16 protein-coding genes and 4 tRNA genes are annotated in these 14,142 nt (G+C 61.1%); 8 read left to right on the top strand and 12 right to left on the bottom strand.

Translation table 11 applies throughout. From position 1 onward, the window contains the following. Positions 1-12: 12 nt before the first annotated feature. Positions 13-366 (bottom strand): DUF8134 family protein, encoded by a 354-nt coding sequence (locus AArcSt11_RS08035; protein ID WP_250596134.1) that lies wholly within the window; start codon positions 364-366, stop codon positions 13-15. A 318-nt stretch (positions 367-684) separates the two neighbouring features. Here AArcSt11_RS08035 and AArcSt11_RS16955 point away from each other — a divergent pair, with 318 nt between their 5' ends. From AArcSt11_RS16955 to AArcSt11_RS08045, 3 genes are all read left to right on the top strand, one after another. Then, positions 685-813 carry a DUF8595 family protein gene (locus AArcSt11_RS16955; protein WP_259371246.1) on the top strand — a complete coding sequence of 43 codons (129 nt, stop codon included), beginning with the start codon at positions 685-687 and terminating at the stop codon, positions 811-813. A gap of 69 nt (positions 814-882) precedes the next feature. After that, the gene (locus AArcSt11_RS08040) at positions 883-1,596 is read left to right on the top strand and encodes a DUF7119 family protein (RefSeq protein ID WP_250596135.1); all 714 of its coding nucleotides are present in this window, start codon (positions 883-885) and stop codon (positions 1,594-1,596) included. Between the two features lie 51 nt (positions 1,597-1,647). Next, a tRNA-Lys gene (locus AArcSt11_RS08045) sits at positions 1,648-1,721 on the top strand. A gap of 312 nt (positions 1,722-2,033) precedes the next feature. Here AArcSt11_RS08045 and AArcSt11_RS08050 read toward each other — a convergent pair. Next, positions 2,034-2,831, bottom strand: coding sequence for a DUF8231 family protein (locus tag AArcSt11_RS08050; protein WP_250596136.1), 798 nt, complete (start codon positions 2,829-2,831; stop codon positions 2,034-2,036). A gap of 678 nt (positions 2,832-3,509) precedes the next feature. On the opposite strand from AArcSt11_RS08050, the gene AArcSt11_RS08055 reads away from it, so the two are divergent. Next, complete coding sequence (locus AArcSt11_RS08055; RefSeq protein ID WP_250596138.1) at positions 3,510-4,115, top strand: hypothetical protein; 606 nt, start codon at positions 3,510-3,512, stop codon at positions 4,113-4,115. Positions 4,116-4,191: 76 nt separating this feature from the next. On the opposite strand, the gene AArcSt11_RS08060 is transcribed toward AArcSt11_RS08055, so the two are convergent. The 3 genes from AArcSt11_RS08060 to AArcSt11_RS08070 form a co-directional block, all read right to left on the bottom strand. Then, entirely contained in the window at positions 4,192-4,443 is a 252-nt protein-coding gene (locus AArcSt11_RS08060; protein WP_353617720.1) for a DUF7563 family protein, read from the bottom strand. A 169-nt stretch (positions 4,444-4,612) separates the two neighbouring features. After that, positions 4,613-4,687 (bottom strand) — tRNA-Ile (locus AArcSt11_RS08065). Between the two features lie 100 nt (positions 4,688-4,787). Then, positions 4,788-4,860 (bottom strand) — tRNA-Asn (locus tag AArcSt11_RS08070). Positions 4,861-4,962: 102 nt separating this feature from the next. Here AArcSt11_RS08070 and cca point away from each other — a divergent pair. After that, complete coding sequence (cca, locus tag AArcSt11_RS08075) at positions 4,963-6,321, top strand: CCA tRNA nucleotidyltransferase (protein ID WP_250596142.1); 1,359 nt, start codon at positions 4,963-4,965, stop codon at positions 6,319-6,321. On the opposite strand, the gene AArcSt11_RS08080 is transcribed toward cca, so the two are convergent. The 3 genes from AArcSt11_RS08080 to AArcSt11_RS08095 form a co-directional block, all read right to left on the bottom strand. Beyond that, positions 6,318-7,337, bottom strand: a complete 1,020-nt coding sequence (locus tag AArcSt11_RS08080; protein ID WP_250596144.1) for a histone deacetylase family protein — start codon at positions 7,335-7,337, stop codon at positions 6,318-6,320. The two genes, cca and AArcSt11_RS08080, sit on opposite strands and share 4 nt — an antisense overlap. A gap of 1 nt (position 7,338) precedes the next feature. Beyond that, the gene (locus tag AArcSt11_RS17010; protein ID WP_289622699.1) at positions 7,339-7,770 is read right to left on the bottom strand and encodes a histone family protein; all 432 of its coding nucleotides are present in this window, start codon (positions 7,768-7,770) and stop codon (positions 7,339-7,341) included. Between the two features lie 62 nt (positions 7,771-7,832). Next, positions 7,833-9,281 (bottom strand): single-stranded DNA binding protein, encoded by a 1,449-nt coding sequence (locus AArcSt11_RS08095; RefSeq protein WP_250596145.1) that lies wholly within the window; start codon positions 9,279-9,281, stop codon positions 7,833-7,835. Between the two features lie 251 nt (positions 9,282-9,532). On the opposite strand from AArcSt11_RS08095, the gene AArcSt11_RS08100 reads away from it, so the two are divergent. Next, positions 9,533-9,605, top strand: a tRNA-Arg gene (locus AArcSt11_RS08100). A 413-nt stretch (positions 9,606-10,018) separates the two neighbouring features. Here the strand turns inward: AArcSt11_RS08100 and AArcSt11_RS08105 are convergent. From AArcSt11_RS08105 to AArcSt11_RS08115, 3 genes are all read right to left on the bottom strand, one after another. Then, positions 10,019-10,624 (bottom strand): DUF4382 domain-containing protein, encoded by a 606-nt coding sequence (locus AArcSt11_RS08105; RefSeq protein WP_250596146.1) that lies wholly within the window; start codon positions 10,622-10,624, stop codon positions 10,019-10,021. A 46-nt stretch (positions 10,625-10,670) separates the two neighbouring features. Continuing rightward, positions 10,671-11,036: a hypothetical protein gene (locus tag AArcSt11_RS08110; protein ID WP_250596147.1), complete on the bottom strand. Its 366-nt coding sequence runs from the start codon at positions 11,034-11,036 to the stop codon at positions 10,671-10,673. Between the two features lie 205 nt (positions 11,037-11,241). Next, on the bottom strand, positions 11,242-11,691 hold the full coding sequence (locus tag AArcSt11_RS08115) for a hypothetical protein (RefSeq protein ID WP_250596148.1): 450 nt from the start codon (positions 11,689-11,691) through the stop codon (positions 11,242-11,244). A 225-nt stretch (positions 11,692-11,916) separates the two neighbouring features. On the opposite strand from AArcSt11_RS08115, the gene AArcSt11_RS08120 reads away from it, so the two are divergent. Both AArcSt11_RS08120 and AArcSt11_RS08125 read left to right on the top strand, forming a co-directional pair. Further along, complete coding sequence (locus AArcSt11_RS08120; RefSeq protein ID WP_250596150.1) at positions 11,917-12,345, top strand: DUF5807 family protein; 429 nt, start codon at positions 11,917-11,919, stop codon at positions 12,343-12,345. Beyond that, positions 12,342-13,028, top strand: a complete 687-nt coding sequence (locus AArcSt11_RS08125) for a hypothetical protein (RefSeq protein WP_250596152.1) — start codon at positions 12,342-12,344, stop codon at positions 13,026-13,028. The genes AArcSt11_RS08120 and AArcSt11_RS08125 overlap by 4 nt, the downstream gene beginning before the upstream one ends. Positions 13,029-13,034: 6 nt before the next feature. Here the strand turns inward: AArcSt11_RS08125 and AArcSt11_RS08130 are convergent, their stop codons facing one another. After that, complete coding sequence (locus AArcSt11_RS08130; RefSeq protein ID WP_250596154.1) at positions 13,035-14,126, bottom strand: DHH family phosphoesterase; 1,092 nt, start codon at positions 14,124-14,126, stop codon at positions 13,035-13,037. Between the last annotated feature and the right edge of the window lie 16 nt (positions 14,127-14,142).

Below are 14,142 nucleotides of genomic sequence, written 5' to 3' on the forward strand. Positions count from 1 at the left end.
GATCCGTCGTGATCAGTACCGGCCGGAGAGTCGGTGTTCGCCTGCGATGGGGTCCTCGACGGGTTCGAGCAGTGACTGGACCTGGCCGGAGTCGTACGCATAGAAGTCCCCGTCGATGATCCGACCAACCGGCAGCGTGTCGATCGACCCCTCAGTACCGCAGTCGATACACTGCCCGACGACGCCCGCGACGATCCGGTGTTCGTCAACCCCGACGTCGTAGAACGCCTCCAGCAACAGATGTGCGACTTCGCACTCACAAAAGCCGTGTCGAGCGATGGGCCAGATCTGGCTCACACCGACGGCCCGCGAGTCGTTGACGCTAATCCAGGCACCGTCGTCGAGCGTCCGCACGGAAACTACCATACTGACATACTGACGCTCCGGACCCCTTAGCGACTCGTCGGTAACAATGCTTACCGGAGCTGTGACGGTGAAAACACCGTCAAAACGCGGTATGACGGCCGATTCGATATCATCCAGCCCGTCAGAGATGTCGGAAAGGAACACTGGTAATCTGGAGTTCGGGTAGGGATTGTTGCTGAACGCTCTTTTAAGCGGCTGCCTGTACAACGGTCGCGTGATGACAGACGAGTCGCACGTCGAGCGAGTATCGACCAGCCAACATACGTCAGCGGATGTCGCACCCGAGCTCTACGAGTCGGATGCACTGGAGGTCGGCCGATGACGAACGCAACGATGACAGAGCCAGACGAGGACGATGAACAGCAGGACGACCATCTGTCGGACATCGAAGAAGGAGCAGGCTGCACCGAAATCTGGGAGCACCTCTCCGAACAACGCGAAGAGTGACTCCGCGCACGCTTCTGGCCGACGGGAGAGTGGAAGGTTTTTCTATGCTGCCGCTGCTATGGAAGGATAATGACTGCTGACTGGTCGAAAGACCAGGGTGACGATCCATACCAGCGCACGCGGGGATCGCAGACTCCACCCGCGGACCGCGAGGAACCGGTTGGGGACCCGGTCGTCCGTGGCGACGAGCGCGTCACTGGCGAGCACGCCGACGAGGCTGTCCAGTTCGACCCCGACGACCCCGAGAGTCTCGAACGTGCTGCAGAAACCGTCGCCGCGTTCGCGGAGAACACGGCAGGTGCGCCCGACAACGTGTACATGCTCCGCGGTGCGGCAGCGTGTGCGGCGCTCGTCAGAGGCGAGGGGTCGTACAAGGTTGCCGCCGAACGCGCAGGTGGCGAGGCGACGGTTGCGTTCATCCGCAAGTGGGCTCGCGTCCACGACCTTCCCCAGTCAATCCGCCGTCATGTCGCGATGGGACATATCGCGCCGACCGCCGCGAAACACATCGCTCGGGTCAGCGGGACTGCCCGATTCGACCTTGCATGGGCCGCACTCGACAACGATCTTACCGTCAGGGAGATCCGGACGCTCGCAAGCGAGATCAACGACGGGAACACTGTCGAGGAGGCGCTCGATGCCCACGGAATCCAACTGGGCGAAATACCGCTCCAGCTCCCACCGCACGTCTACCGCGAACTCCGTCGACGCGCCGCAAACGAGGGCGTCTCTCCCGACCAGCTCGTCTACCGCGCACTCGACAGCGAGTTTCGGGACCACTGACCGCCGCGCATCATAAGGGTTTAATTGTCCCTCCCCCAATCGAATGATGTAGGGCCGGTAGCTCAGTTAGGGAGAGCGTCTGGCTTTTAACCAGACGGTCGAGGGTTCAACTCCCTCCCGGCCCGCTTCTGCGAGGAACGAACGTGACGAGCGAAGCGGATACTGAGGGAGTTGAATCCGGGGAGTCGCGCACAGCGAACGAAGTGAGCGAGCACGTCTCCACTCGGTTCAACTCCCTCCCGGCCCGGATCTTCACTGACAGCAACGAATGGATGGAGCAAGCAGGTTGGATGCGGAAACTCGCGCGCAACGAAGTGAGCGGAGCAGGCGTTCATACCCGGTCGTCCGCCAAGCCGACTGGTGGGTTGACGTACTTGAGAGACTCAGGAAGGTGCGACTGTATCCGAAGCTCGAGTCGAAAAGGCCGCAAACGCCGGCTATTCTTTGCGCGGCAGGTACGCCATCCCGACCAGCAGGAACGCGGACAGTCCGGAGAGAATCATCGCAACGGTCAGGCCGTCCGTCCGCTCATCGAAGTACGCGATTTCGTCGGCCTGTTCGTTGTAGGAGTCGTGGTCAGACGTAAACTGTAGTCGGTCTCCGGCGGTAAAGTGTGCGATGTAGATCGGGTCTTCGGATAGCTGTGGGACCTCAAGACCTTCACGGATCGTGAGGTCATCGGTCGCTTCTTCGGTCCACTCGATACGCACCTCGTCTTCCGTCACTTCGGCGACGGTAGCGTCGTGCTCGTTGTACTCGATAGCGTCATCTTCGGCGAACGTCTGTCGGTCGAGCGGCTCGTACTCGTCGATCGGAATGAACTCCTCTTCGCCGTCTTCCTCGACGCGGATCACACGATCGTCACCTTCGCCGACTACTTCGACGTCGTCGCCGGGCTCCTCACGGAGCGTGAACTCGGTGGGGTCGGTCTCGTTCGGGATGAGTACCTCGTAGTTCGACTCCTGATACTCGATTACCTCTCCATGTTCCCAGCTTTCTTCTTCATCAACAGTGATGTTCCACTCCAGTGTTCCAGTCGGGACACCGTCGTCACGCGTCACTTCCGTGAGCGTGTAGGTCACGCCCTCGGCCTCGAACTGGTCACCCTCTTCGACGTCATACTCGGGGTCTTCAAGCGTTATTTCTGGACTTTCGGCTGTTACGACAAGTCCGTAGGCTCCGACCGCGATGACGAGGAAGAGCGCGACGTACCCGGCCGCTGCTCGTCGTTGCATATCTGGGAGGTGGAACGCATACCGTATAACGATTACTTTTCGGCGAACGTCTCTTCCCCTGCACTGGCGTCGGTCCCCAACCAGTGGTTGTTTCAGGATGAGACCCGACGTAGCAAAGGTTCTTTATTCCTCAATGACATACTATACCATGCCAGCGCTCGCTGGGATGCCATATCAATACGTGTATCCTCGCGTTCGGTAACCGTGATGTGGCATCGGGCGTAATACGCGATCCTCGCGGGCGGGCACGTCCCGCCGTCCCGTTTCTGGAACAGTCTATGTCGCCAGCGCGTCGCTACTCGACATCACGTCGACGCGGTCACTTCAGCGCTGGATCCAGACTGCCGCCAGGACGAAACTGAAGAGGTTGGCTGGAACAATCTCGGGGTTCTGATCTCCGGCGCAGCTGGGCCACCTCGCTCCCCAACGCCGATGTCGACGCCCTGATGGTCTGTGGTTGGGCGGTTGGAATAAGCTGGAGACGTTGCTGGAGCACTATCGCGGGACGCACAGTCCAGAGGCTCAGCAGCGGGAGCGGGGGAAGGTCGACTGGCTATATTACGAATGAAACCTCCAGAAATCTGGCCTAGTAGTAATTTTAAGCCTATATTTGGGCATTGATTATGTCGGCTTCCAATTACCAGTAGATTAATATCAAGACAGTCAAGTTTTATGACAGTGAGACGGAGAGAATTCATCACAGGGGCGACCACAGTAGGTGGCACTGTCTTGGCAGGGTGCGCTGGACTAAATGAGCCGGAAATGGAATTTCAGAATTTCGTTGTTCCAGATCCAAACGTGGTCTCAGTAAATGAAGAAGATCGGGAGTATTTTGTCACGATTCAAAACAGTCGCGGGAGCGGTCAAATTAGAGTAGAACTTTGGTACTTCCAAGATTCAAATGTCCCCGACCCATCTGCAGCGTCGATTTATTTGGAGAATTCACGTGAAGGGCGTCAATTCGATTTAGACAGGTCTTTTTATTTCAACTCTGAAGAGAGAAGAGAAGAATCGATAATAGGAAGTGAAAACGCGCCAGAACAGTCAGAATTCCCTGAATACGCCCTGATGGTGTGGCCAGCGTCTCATGGAGCTGTTTTTGAGAATACAGGTGAGTCTGGAGAGGTTGAATTTAGATTTGAGTACCGGGATACAGCAGGATACGATCCAGTAGAACCAGCGGACAAACTGGAAGCAGTGGGTAGTGATTCAACAATTGAAGTAGTATTTGAGACTGTAGTTCCGCCTAGATCTGAATACGAAATTCTGGCCGAGCCAGTCTAGAATAGTATATTATTCTCACTATTGCTGTATTTCGTCACCGTGTGGCTGACCAACGGTCAGACGAGCGTCGCCTGACTCATACCGACCACCCTTCGGCCTGTTCATTACTGCGATGCGCGGCTGATTCTTCGGGATCAGTAACCGCGACCTCGACCCCGGCGGCGCTCCCGCGGCTCAGTCGGCGCGTGGTATCGCACTCGGGACAGCGGTGGGCAACGTGATCCTCGTCGCCGAACACCCTCCTGAAGTCCTCCGATACGTGGGCGCCACAGTTCCGGCAGGTGGGGGACTCGTCGCTCTCGGTGACGAGTTTTAGCACGAGAACCACCCCCGGTTTCGGCTATATGTATCGCACGACGGGATCGGGTACCGCTTCGTGCCGAAGCGAACTTCGCACAGAGGGCGGCAAATCCGAATGTCGTAAACTGCTGATTTCGATTGTTCTGGGTACTGTAGCTCCTAAATCGTGTACAGCTACTGAACGATTCCGAAGGAAGTGGGCCCGCTCGGATTTGAACCAAGGACGAAGCGGTTATGAGCCGCTCTCTCTAACCAGACTGAGATACGGGCCCTCGGTCACCAGTTGATGGACCTGAAACTAAGACCTGTCGCATCCGAACGCGGCCCCTGACCGACAGCAGGTACTCCGATCATCGAGTTCCAGAGAAGATACGCCACCGCCAGGGCTCGAACCTGGGACAACCTGGGTAACAACCAGGTGCTCTACCAACTGAGCTACGGCGGCCCGTGTGCATCTCATCGTAGTCGACGTCTTTTGAAATGGCTTTCGTTTTCCCCCGGCCGTACACCGGTATCCTTTCCCTCACCAAGCGTGAACAGGAGGATGATGAGCGAGGCCGAGACGTTCGAGGATATCGTAGCTGCCGTCAGCGAATCGGTCGATCCGTCGCCCGAAGAGGTAGAGCGCATGGAACGAGTGGCGACCGCGCTGATCGGCCGAGTCGAGGCAGCGATCGAAACGCTGCCGGTCGAGGCGGACGTCGTTCGCGTCGGCTCCACGGCTCGCGAGACGTGGATCAGCGGCGACCGGGATATCGATCTGTTCGTCCGCTTTTCGCCCTCAATCGAACGTGACGCGCTAGAGAAGTACGGTCTCGCCGTTGGACACGAGGTGTTGCCCGACGGAGCCGAGGAGTTCGCCGAACATCCCTACGTCAAAAGTACCGTCGATGGGTTCGATATCGACCTCGTCCCGTGTTACGACGTCGACGACCCCGGAGAGATCAAATCCGCTGTGGATCGAACACCGTTCCACGCGGAGTACGTCCAGTCACGGCTCACGAACGAGCTCGCACGAGACGTCCGCCTCGCAAAGCAGTTTTTCACCGGGATCGGTGTCTACGGTAGCGATCTCAGGACGGAGGGGTTCAGCGGCTACCTGACGGAACTGCTCGTCCTCGAATACGGTGGGTTCCGACCAATGATCGAGGCCGCTGCGGCGTGGCATCCGCCGATCGACCTCGACCCGGAGGATCACGGCCGGGTGACCTTCGACGACCCACTCACTGTGATCGATCCGACTGACCCCGGGCGGAACGTCGCTGCGGTCCTCTCGACCGAGAACGTCGCCCGACTCCAGCATTACGCTCGCGAGTTACTCGAGGACCCACGGGCCGAGTTGTTCACGGCGGTCGAACCAGACCCACTGGACGAGCGCGCACTCCGAGCAGAACTCCAGAACCGGGGGACGACACCAGTAGCGATCAGGTTCGATGCGCCCGATATCGTCGAGGATCAGCTGTACCCACAGCTCAGACGATCCCGGCTGGGCGTCATCGAGGAACTCGACCGACGCGGCTTCGATGTCTGTCGGTCGATGGCGATCGCCGACGAGACGGCCGTCCTGTTCGCCGAGCTCGCCGTCACCGAACGGCCGCGGATCGAGCGTCACGTCGGCCCGCCTGTTCACGTGCGGGACCACGCCGAAGGCTTCTTTCGGAAGTACGAGGGGACTGATGCGTATGGGCCGTTCATCGAGGAGAACAGATACGTCGTCGAGCGTTCCAGAGAGTACACGACTGCCGAGGCGTTCCTGAACAGCGAGGATCTCTTTACTGTCAGGCTAGGGACGCACGTCGAGACGGCACTCGAAACAGGGTACGATGTACTCGTCGGTGAAGAAATCACGGCGCTTATCGACGAGTTCGGCGTCGAACTCGCGGCATACTTCGACCCGACGCCCTAGTTCGGTGGCGTGACGCCGCGGTGACGGGTCTGGATGTCGCCGATCAGCGCTTCGACGTCTTCGTCCACGTCCCCGTCAGGCATCGATGGTTCGAGCCCATCGAACACCTCGTGAACCATCACGATGCCGTCCGCGAGGACATCAAGCCCGTAGCCACCTTCGAGGACGAACGCAAGCGCTGCCCCGGTCCTGTCCGTGAGGTTGCGCATCCGCTGGGTGAGCACACCGTAGCCGTCGGTCGTGAGCCGCATCCGGGAGATGGGGTCGTGCCGGTGGGCGTCGAAGCCAGCGCTGATGAGCAACAGGTCCGGGTCGAACTCCTCGATCGCCGGTTCGAGCAACTGCTGGAACACTGCCAGGTACTCGGTATCGCCGCCGCCTGCTGGAAGCGGAACGTTCAGCGTCGACCACTCGCCTGCCCCCGTCCCCGTCTCACCAGCCCGTCCCGTACCGGGATAGATCCCGTCCTCGTGAACCGAGGCGACGAGGACATCCTCGCGGTCGTAGAAGATCTCCTGAGTACCGTTCCCGTGGTGGACGTCCCAGTCGAGGATTGCAACCGACTCGGCGTCAGTAGTCTCGAGTGCGTGCTGGGCGGCAACCGACACGTTGTTGACGAAACAAAATCCCATCGCGTTGTCGGTGACCGCGTGGTGGCCCGGCGGCCGACCGAGCGAGAACGGTGTGTTGCGACCCGACTCCCCAGAGAGTGCACGCTCTGCGGCCCACGACGCCAGTCCGGCGCTCTGGAGGATCGCATTCCAGGACTCCTCGACCGCGACCGTGTCAGGGTCCCAGTCACCGCCACCGTCGGCACAGAACTGCCGTAGTTCCTCGATATACGCGTCGTCGTGAACGGCGGTGACCGAATCGACCGACGCCGGGGGACTCTCGACGTACTCGACGCCGTGTTTTCGCTTGAGTCCTTCGCGAACTGCCAGTAGCCGGTCGGCTGCCTCCGGGTGGCGTTCGCCAGTATCGTGGTCGAGGCACGTCTCGCTGTAGCCGAAGTTCATCTCATTCGAACAGCTCGAAGTACGTTTGGATGTCCTCAGCCTTTACTGTTCGGCGATCCGCGTGTCTGGCTAGTTTCGCGGCCGCAGTCGCCACGTTGTCCGCGTAGTCTTCGAGAATATCCGCAAGCGCGATTCGTGCGTTCATCGAGACACGATAGGAATCGTCGATATCGAGGCGCGCGATCCGATCGATCGGTGCAATCGGTAGTTCAAGGGCGTCCCTGTCGATCACCTGCTCGACGCCAAAGTCCTCGGCCATCAGCGTCTTCCGGCCGTCCCTGGTCGCCTCGATTGCGGCGTCGGCTGCGAGATCTGCCCCGTGTGTCTGGATCCGGCGCGCGAGTTCCTCTGCGGCCTCGGCGCTCACGCGCAACTGCCCGGCGTTCCGTCGAATAATAGTGTCCACGGGAGCAAACGGTAACTCAACGCTCATACCCAATTTCGGGCAAGTCGGGACCTTAACCTTTTCCGTCGCGGCGTTCCGTGAAATCGAGTCTACACGATGTCGTCCGCGTCGATCGTCCCGTCCTGCAAGCGCCCGCGGGCGGTGACTTCCTGTCCGAGGTGGACGTCAGTGTCGGTCTCAACGCTTACCGTTTCCTCACCGTTATCGAGGACAATCGGATTCCCGGCCTGTACGACTGTTCCGGTGAACTCGGTTCGTTCACCGTCGGCCATCGCCGTCGCAGCGCTCCCCTCGTTCGCGGTGGCCCCGCCTGCATCGCTGGCAGCTGTCGATGTCACCTTGGTGTCGTCCGCTGTCCCGTCGTCTTCACTTCCGTCGAACGAGCCCAGCGTCGCGTCACCGTCCGCTGTCGGCTCGTCGGCCTGTGTGGTCGTATCCCCGAGTACGGTCACCGATGACTGCCAGCCAGCAGAGGCTTCGAGGTCGTCCTGCCAGCCGTCCTGAATCTCGACATCCGCAAGCGCCACCTCGTCGCCCGGCGCGATCTCCTTGTCGGCTTTTTCGCCCCACAGCGCGACCCGGATATCTCCCGTATCGTCCTGCACGCGGATGTTACGGACCTGCCCCTCGCTGCCGTCGTCCCGGTCGAAGGTCCGTTTCGGGTCCGCAGAGCGCACGACACCCGCAATATCGACGGTCTGTCCGATTTCAAGCGTCTCGATCGGCGTTCGCTCGGGGTCGTACTCGATCGCCTCGTCGATCTCCTCGACAGCGCCGCGGTCCCCGACGTGCAGTTCGATGTCGCCGTCGCGCTCGCGAACGTACCCGTCCACAACCTCGACGCTCGTCCCCGACTCGATCTCTGTCGCGCGGTCGGCCTTCTCGTCCCACAGCGTTACCCTGATACGTCCCGTTGGATCCCCGAGCACGAGGTTCGACACTTTCCCCTCGCTTCCGTCGTCGCGGTCGAACGTCCGGACAGGCTCGGTGTCCAGCACGATCCCCGCTAGATCGACGTCCGAGAGGCCCATCGAGAGATCTTCGACCTGATAGGTGTCGGTCGCCGAGACGTCGATCTCGACCTCGGCGTCCGGTTCGGCGTCCTCGACGCTCACTTCGAGGCCGTTGTAGCCGTCCTTCGGTCGACCTTTCACCCGCAGCACATCGCCGACTTCTAGCTCCTCGGTCGCTGCCTCGGCCTGCCCGTCCCAGAAGGCCGCGCGTAGGCTGCCAGTCTCGTCGGCTAACTCGACGTTGACGACCTGTCCTTCGGGCTGTTCTTCGTCGTCGCGGTCGAAGGTCCGTACCTCACCGACCCCCATGACCTTGGCGAGGAATTTCACCTCCTCCATTCCCGGTTCGATATCCGCGATCCCGTTCACCTCGTTGTCCGCAATTTCGTGTGCAACGAGCATCGCGGCGGTCTCCTCGTCCGCTAACCCCCCCATCTGTTCCACCTTGGCCTCGACGGCCTCGCGGAACTTCTCCTGGGGGACGTCCGCCTCCAGATCCTCGTATACGTCCTCGATAGCACCCATTCTAGTACGGTGTGGTAGTTTGGCCCCCGGTTAAGCGTTGTCCTTGCCACAGGCGGCGGCGCTGTCTCGTGGTTTTGTTCGGTGTGCTGGACGCCGTCTGTGGGTCGCGGTGCGGGCACTGCGGGTTTCTCTGGGGCGGCATGGTCCCCGATTGCCTCGTGTTCATGTATAAACCTCCGGCTCCGTGAGGCGTTGACAGAGACGGCTCGGATCGTAACCGCTTTACGTGACTCGGCGATACGTAGAGATGAGTCCGGGTAGGGTAGTGGACTATCCTCTTGGCTTGCGGAGCCAGGGACCGGAGTTCAAATCTCCGTCCGGACGCTCACTGCGTTCGCGACCGGACGTGCCTTACGCTCGCTTTGCTCGCGTAAGACTCCGTCCGGACGCTACATTTTGCGCGAACAACACGGCGAGCGACCTCTGTGTCGCTCGCCTCGTGAGCGCTTATGCGTCTGACACGGAGATTTGATCAGATCAGACGCGCGCAGCAACGCGAGCACGTCTGAGCGAGTTCAAATCTCCGGGCGACCGCAGGTCGCCCGTGCCTCACGCTACGCTCGCGTGAGACGCCATCTGATCGACGATCAGATGTGCCCCGGAGTCGAAGACTCCGGGACTCCGTCCGAACGCTACAGTTTGCGCGAACAACATGGCGAGCGACTGCCGTGTCGCTCGCAAGCTACTGCCTCCTGAAAATCGAGTGAAAAGCCGGCAGCGCCAGCGGGACCGTGTCGTTATTCGTCGTCTTCCTCGTCGTCGTAGTGGACCTGAATCCCTTCCGGAACCGGTCGGAGGATGTACCGGTTCGTCTGTCCCTGTCGGACGGGCGCGAAGTCCGCGGTAAAGGAGGTCCGGACGTCCTCGCGGATCTCGAACGGTTCGTTGAACGTCAGCGGAGCCTCACCGGGCGTGTCCATCTCCGCCGTATCGCCGTCTTCGAGCGTGCCGACGATGTCGCTGACGTCGAGCTGCAGGAACTCGTACTCGGCGGTATCGAGGTCGCGATCGTCGATCAGTTGAGTCTCCTCGCCCTGAAGCTGGACCAGGTCGGCTTCCTGTGGCTCGTCAAACTCGTAGTACTCGCGTCCAGCGGGCTCTCCGTCCTCGTCGTCTCCGGTGTCGCCAGCGTCGGCGTCGTCGGGGCCGAGCCAGATGCCCTCGATCGTGACGATACAGGACTCGAAGTCGCCGATGTCCTCTGGCTGGTCGGTGACACTGGTCGCGAGTGTCCCTGTCGCGTCGCCGAGGCAGCCAGCCAGTCCGGTTGTGGCGATGGCCGCGGCGCCTCCTGTCATCTTGAGATACGAACGTCTGTCAGTCGTGCGGATGTCGTTAGTCATTGCTATTGGATTCTGGTTGGGTAATTGGAAGTGTTTTCTGGCCGTGTTACAGCATCCGATCGACGACGTCTTCGGCCTCATCATCGGCGTCGTCTGCGACGTCGCCGCTACCGATCTCGTCGGCCGCGGAGACGATCCCACTCACCGCGTCACCGAGCCTATCGGTCCCGTCGTCGAGGTGCTCGCCGATCGTGTCGTGAATATCGCTCACGTGATCAGGTACCTGTTCGGGCATGGAGCCGGGCAGTCCGGCGTCGTCACCGACTGCCGGTCCGGGGTCGTCGGCTGCGTGATCGTCTGCGGTTTCGTTTGCGTTCGATGCGTCCGCGGGGGCGGCGGCTCCGACTGCCGCCGCGCCGCCGATCAGGACGACCGCGGCGATCGCGATCGTGAGTAGCGTTCGAGCGTTCATTGCATCCGGATCGGGGAGTGGGAGACAGTTAACCCCCTGAAACACTCAACCCGAATTCGTGGCAATTAACCGGTTGTACCCGACGATTAAGCCGAATTAACTGGGGTTAGTTGGATTCAGGAGTGCGTCCCCAGTCGACCGGAGAAACCGAGCGGTGAGACGGCCGATTCACGGTTCGCGCGCGCTGCTCGACGTCCGCAGTCAATCAGTGGCCGAGTCGACTGCGAAGCCGTGGCGTCAGCTCCTCGTGGACGACGCGGTCAACGACTGGACGTACCAGTACGACGACCGCAAGCGGGATGGCGACGACAGCGACCAGAATATGGCCCATAAAAACGCCGCCGTCGGTCGGGAAGATCAGTGCCGCAAGACTCAGGGCAGTCAACGCGAGCGTCAGTACTGCCAGCGTTGCGGTGAGAATAGAGCCAACACTCAGACCATTCAGTAGCGCGTTCGCGAGTGCGGCGAGCGCGAGCGCGGTGGGCGGGGCGAACATGAGCATTGGCCCCAGTGTCCCTGGAGCCGATACGGTGCCCAGTGTAGTTTCCAGCGTCCTCATACCCGGTATCAGTTCGATCGTCACCGCAATCAACAACAGCAGGCCGACTGCGAGCGCCGCTTCGAGGACGCGCAATCGGGATCTGTCGGAGGGCATACATGAGACGTTTCCGCCGGATGCAAAATAGGTTCGGGTCGGATCGATCGGCTGCTCGTGCCGTGTCGAAACCAGGGTGAATCGGAGAGGACAGCTTACTACAATTTTCGAACCTAATTACTATATTATTCGAAGTGAGTCGCTATAGTTTTCGAAGTATCGTGTCTTTCCACCGGTCTCGCTCGCTGTCGCGGTCCTTTTGAGTGTCGAAGGAGAAAGGAGGGTATGACCGACGCACGTGCGGAGTTTCTGGCGGGCGAACGAACCGAGGACGTCGCCTTCTTTCTCGCCGACGAGGCGGTCGACGACCCTGACAAACTCGACGGGTTCGGCGAGCGCGTCGACGGGGGGCACCTGCTGATCGTCGACGGCGAGGCGGGTCGAGCGGCGTTCCAGTCGGCGACAGGCACTGACGCGATGGGCTTTGCCAAAGAGGCGATGGGCACCGAAGGAGAAATTGATCTGTCGCTCACTGGTGGGGCCTGTCCGGACGCCGAGGACGACGATGTGCGCTTCGTCTTCGCCTTTGCCGAGAAACAGAACGAGGAGGTCGGCGGACTCTACGGCGAGGGTGACGTGATCCACGCCTACGCCCAGTGTACCTGTGGGACCGCCTACTCACACAAATGGGTCGTCGGGGAGCGAGACGAATGAGCGAGCATCCACAGGCAACCGGGCGCGGCTTCCTGCTCAACGGCCGTGAGTGGCGCATCGTCGGGATGGCGACGCTATTGATGACGATCAACGTCGCGCTGATGTACGCGTTCGTTCTGACGCCGCTCGCGGTCGTCAACGACTACCTCTTTGCCGCGCCGATCGTCGGAGTGCTGGTGTACGGTGCCGCACTGATGGTGGGCGAGATTATCGCGGAAAAGGGCGTCAAAAACGGCAGTATGGGCACCGCGATGGCGGGCGTTGCCTTGCTCCAGTTGGCCTTTGGCACGCTCGGCGCTGGCATCCTTTCGTATGCCCCGCGTGACGTGCAGGTCACCGCCCTGGGCATCGCCGGGGTCATCACCGTCCTCATCACCTTCCTGATCGCCACCTACGTCTACGCCCGCTCGAAGAGCTTCGACTCCTGGAGCACCTACGCCAACGGTTCGTTCATCCTGGGCGTCGTCGGCGTCGGCCTCGGAATGGTTGTTCCAGTCATCTCCCTTCTGGGCTTCGTCTTCATCTTCCTCGGCTTCCTCCTCCGGCTTGGCTGGGAGATCTGGCGGATCCGCGAGCGCCGCGGCACGTCGGAGTTTCTCAGCGCGATCGGTGTCTACATCGCCATCGCCGGCGTCTTCGTCCACGTCCTGCAACTCGTCCTGCGAGTGATGGCCCGGGACTGATCCGCCCTACTCGTCGTTCTCGTCGGCGTCGTCCTCCCACTCCAGATTCCGGAAGGCGTCGAGGATAACCTGCTTCGTCGTCGCGCCGCGGCTCGTCCAGTGGTGGGCGTAATCGAGCATGTCGTCGTAGATGTCGGGTTTACAGCCCGCGGCCTTGGGGTGGCCACCACCGTTTACCTGTCCGGCGACCTCGTGACAGCGTTCGAACTCGTCGGTGCCGCGGATCGACGCCGAGCCGGCGGGTTTGACGATCACGGAGGCGTCGGCGTCCTGTTCGCGCATTGCTTCGGCGACCTCGTTCTGTGAGCAGCGACCATAGGTGACGCCGACGGTCCACGGGCCGATCGAGACGAACTCCGCCCGGTTGACGGCGCGCTCGATTAGATCGTTCTTTTCGATCCGCTGTTCTTCGAGAAAGTCCAGTACCGCCGCGGGCAGGTCTGGGCCGTGCTCGGCCACCGTCTCGACGTACTCGTCGGGCTCCGACCAGTAGGAGTAATCCGCCAGATCGTCGCTGCGCTCGTCCTCGCGGATCCAGAGATCGTGATCCCGCGTGACGACGGCAAGTTCGCGCAGGTGTTCGGGGAACTCGTAGTCGAGCGAGCGGACGGCGACGTCGGCGGTACACTCCTCGTCGGAGTCGCCGACGACCAGATCGACGCCCGCCTCGCGGACGGCAGCGGCGACATCCTCGTCCCACTGGTGGTGGTCGAACCAGCGTACCTCACTGGCGGTGTCGAGCAGTGCGTCGAGCTCCTCGTCGACGTACTCGAACTTGTCCGGACAGAGATCACAGACGAAGGCTGTAACTCCCTCTTCGCCGTACTCGGCGACGTACTCCATCCCGTCTTCGAGGTCGTGGGGACCGGCGGGGATCAGTGCGGCCTCGCCGTACACCTCCTGCAAGAGAGCGACACAGGCCAGACCGTCGGCGTCGGGATCCGCCACGACGGCGACTTCGACGCCATCGAGTTCCTCGGCCGCCTCCTGAGCTTCGAGTTCCTCCTCGAACGAGTCCGGAACGAAAAATCCCTCGCCCGGCAGCACGGATCGTCGCGGCGGGGCGAGCTCGCTATCGTCGATAAGTGAATCGTCCATACCCACTCCTGTGGTC

It is taken from the genome of Natranaeroarchaeum aerophilus (genome assembly GCF_023638055.1).
GTDB classification, from domain to species: Archaea; Halobacteriota; Halobacteria; order Halobacteriales; family Natronoarchaeaceae; genus Natranaeroarchaeum; species Natranaeroarchaeum aerophilum.

What these genes read in the sequence shown, in the direction of transcription:
- AArcSt11_RS08130 (WP_250596154.1), bottom strand. Translation starts at nt 14,126, where the DNA reads ATGGACGATTCACTTATCGACGATAGCGAGCTCGCCCCGCCGCGACGA.
- AArcSt11_RS08095 (WP_250596145.1), bottom strand. Translation starts at nt 9,281, where the DNA reads ATGGGTGCTATCGAGGACGTATACGAGGATCTGGAGGCGGACGTCCCC.
- AArcSt11_RS08125 (WP_250596152.1), top strand. Translation starts at nt 12,342, where the DNA reads ATGAGCGAGCATCCACAGGCAACCGGGCGCGGCTTCCTGCTCAACGGC.
- AArcSt11_RS08120 (WP_250596150.1), top strand. Translation starts at nt 11,917, where the DNA reads ATGACCGACGCACGTGCGGAGTTTCTGGCGGGCGAACGAACCGAGGAC.
- AArcSt11_RS08080 (WP_250596144.1), bottom strand. Translation starts at nt 7,337, where the DNA reads ATGAACTTCGGCTACAGCGAGACGTGCCTCGACCACGATACTGGCGAA.
- AArcSt11_RS08040 (WP_250596135.1), top strand. Translation starts at nt 883, where the DNA reads ATGACTGCTGACTGGTCGAAAGACCAGGGTGACGATCCATACCAGCGC.
- AArcSt11_RS08110 (WP_250596147.1), bottom strand. Translation starts at nt 11,036, where the DNA reads ATGAACGCTCGAACGCTACTCACGATCGCGATCGCCGCGGTCGTCCTG.
- AArcSt11_RS08035 (WP_250596134.1), bottom strand. Translation starts at nt 366, where the DNA reads ATGGTAGTTTCCGTGCGGACGCTCGACGACGGTGCCTGGATTAGCGTC.
- AArcSt11_RS08105 (WP_250596146.1), bottom strand. Translation starts at nt 10,624, where the DNA reads ATGACTAACGACATCCGCACGACTGACAGACGTTCGTATCTCAAGATG.
- AArcSt11_RS08050 (WP_250596136.1), bottom strand. Translation starts at nt 2,831, where the DNA reads ATGCAACGACGAGCAGCGGCCGGGTACGTCGCGCTCTTCCTCGTCATC.
- AArcSt11_RS16955 (WP_259371246.1), top strand. Translation starts at nt 685, where the DNA reads ATGACGAACGCAACGATGACAGAGCCAGACGAGGACGATGAACAGCAG.
- AArcSt11_RS08115 (WP_250596148.1), bottom strand. Translation starts at nt 11,691, where the DNA reads ATGCCCTCCGACAGATCCCGATTGCGCGTCCTCGAAGCGGCGCTCGCA.
- cca (WP_250596142.1), top strand. Translation starts at nt 4,963, where the DNA reads ATGAGCGAGGCCGAGACGTTCGAGGATATCGTAGCTGCCGTCAGCGAA.
- AArcSt11_RS17010 (WP_289622699.1), bottom strand. Translation starts at nt 7,770, where the DNA reads ATGAGCGTTGAGTTACCGTTTGCTCCCGTGGACACTATTATTCGACGG.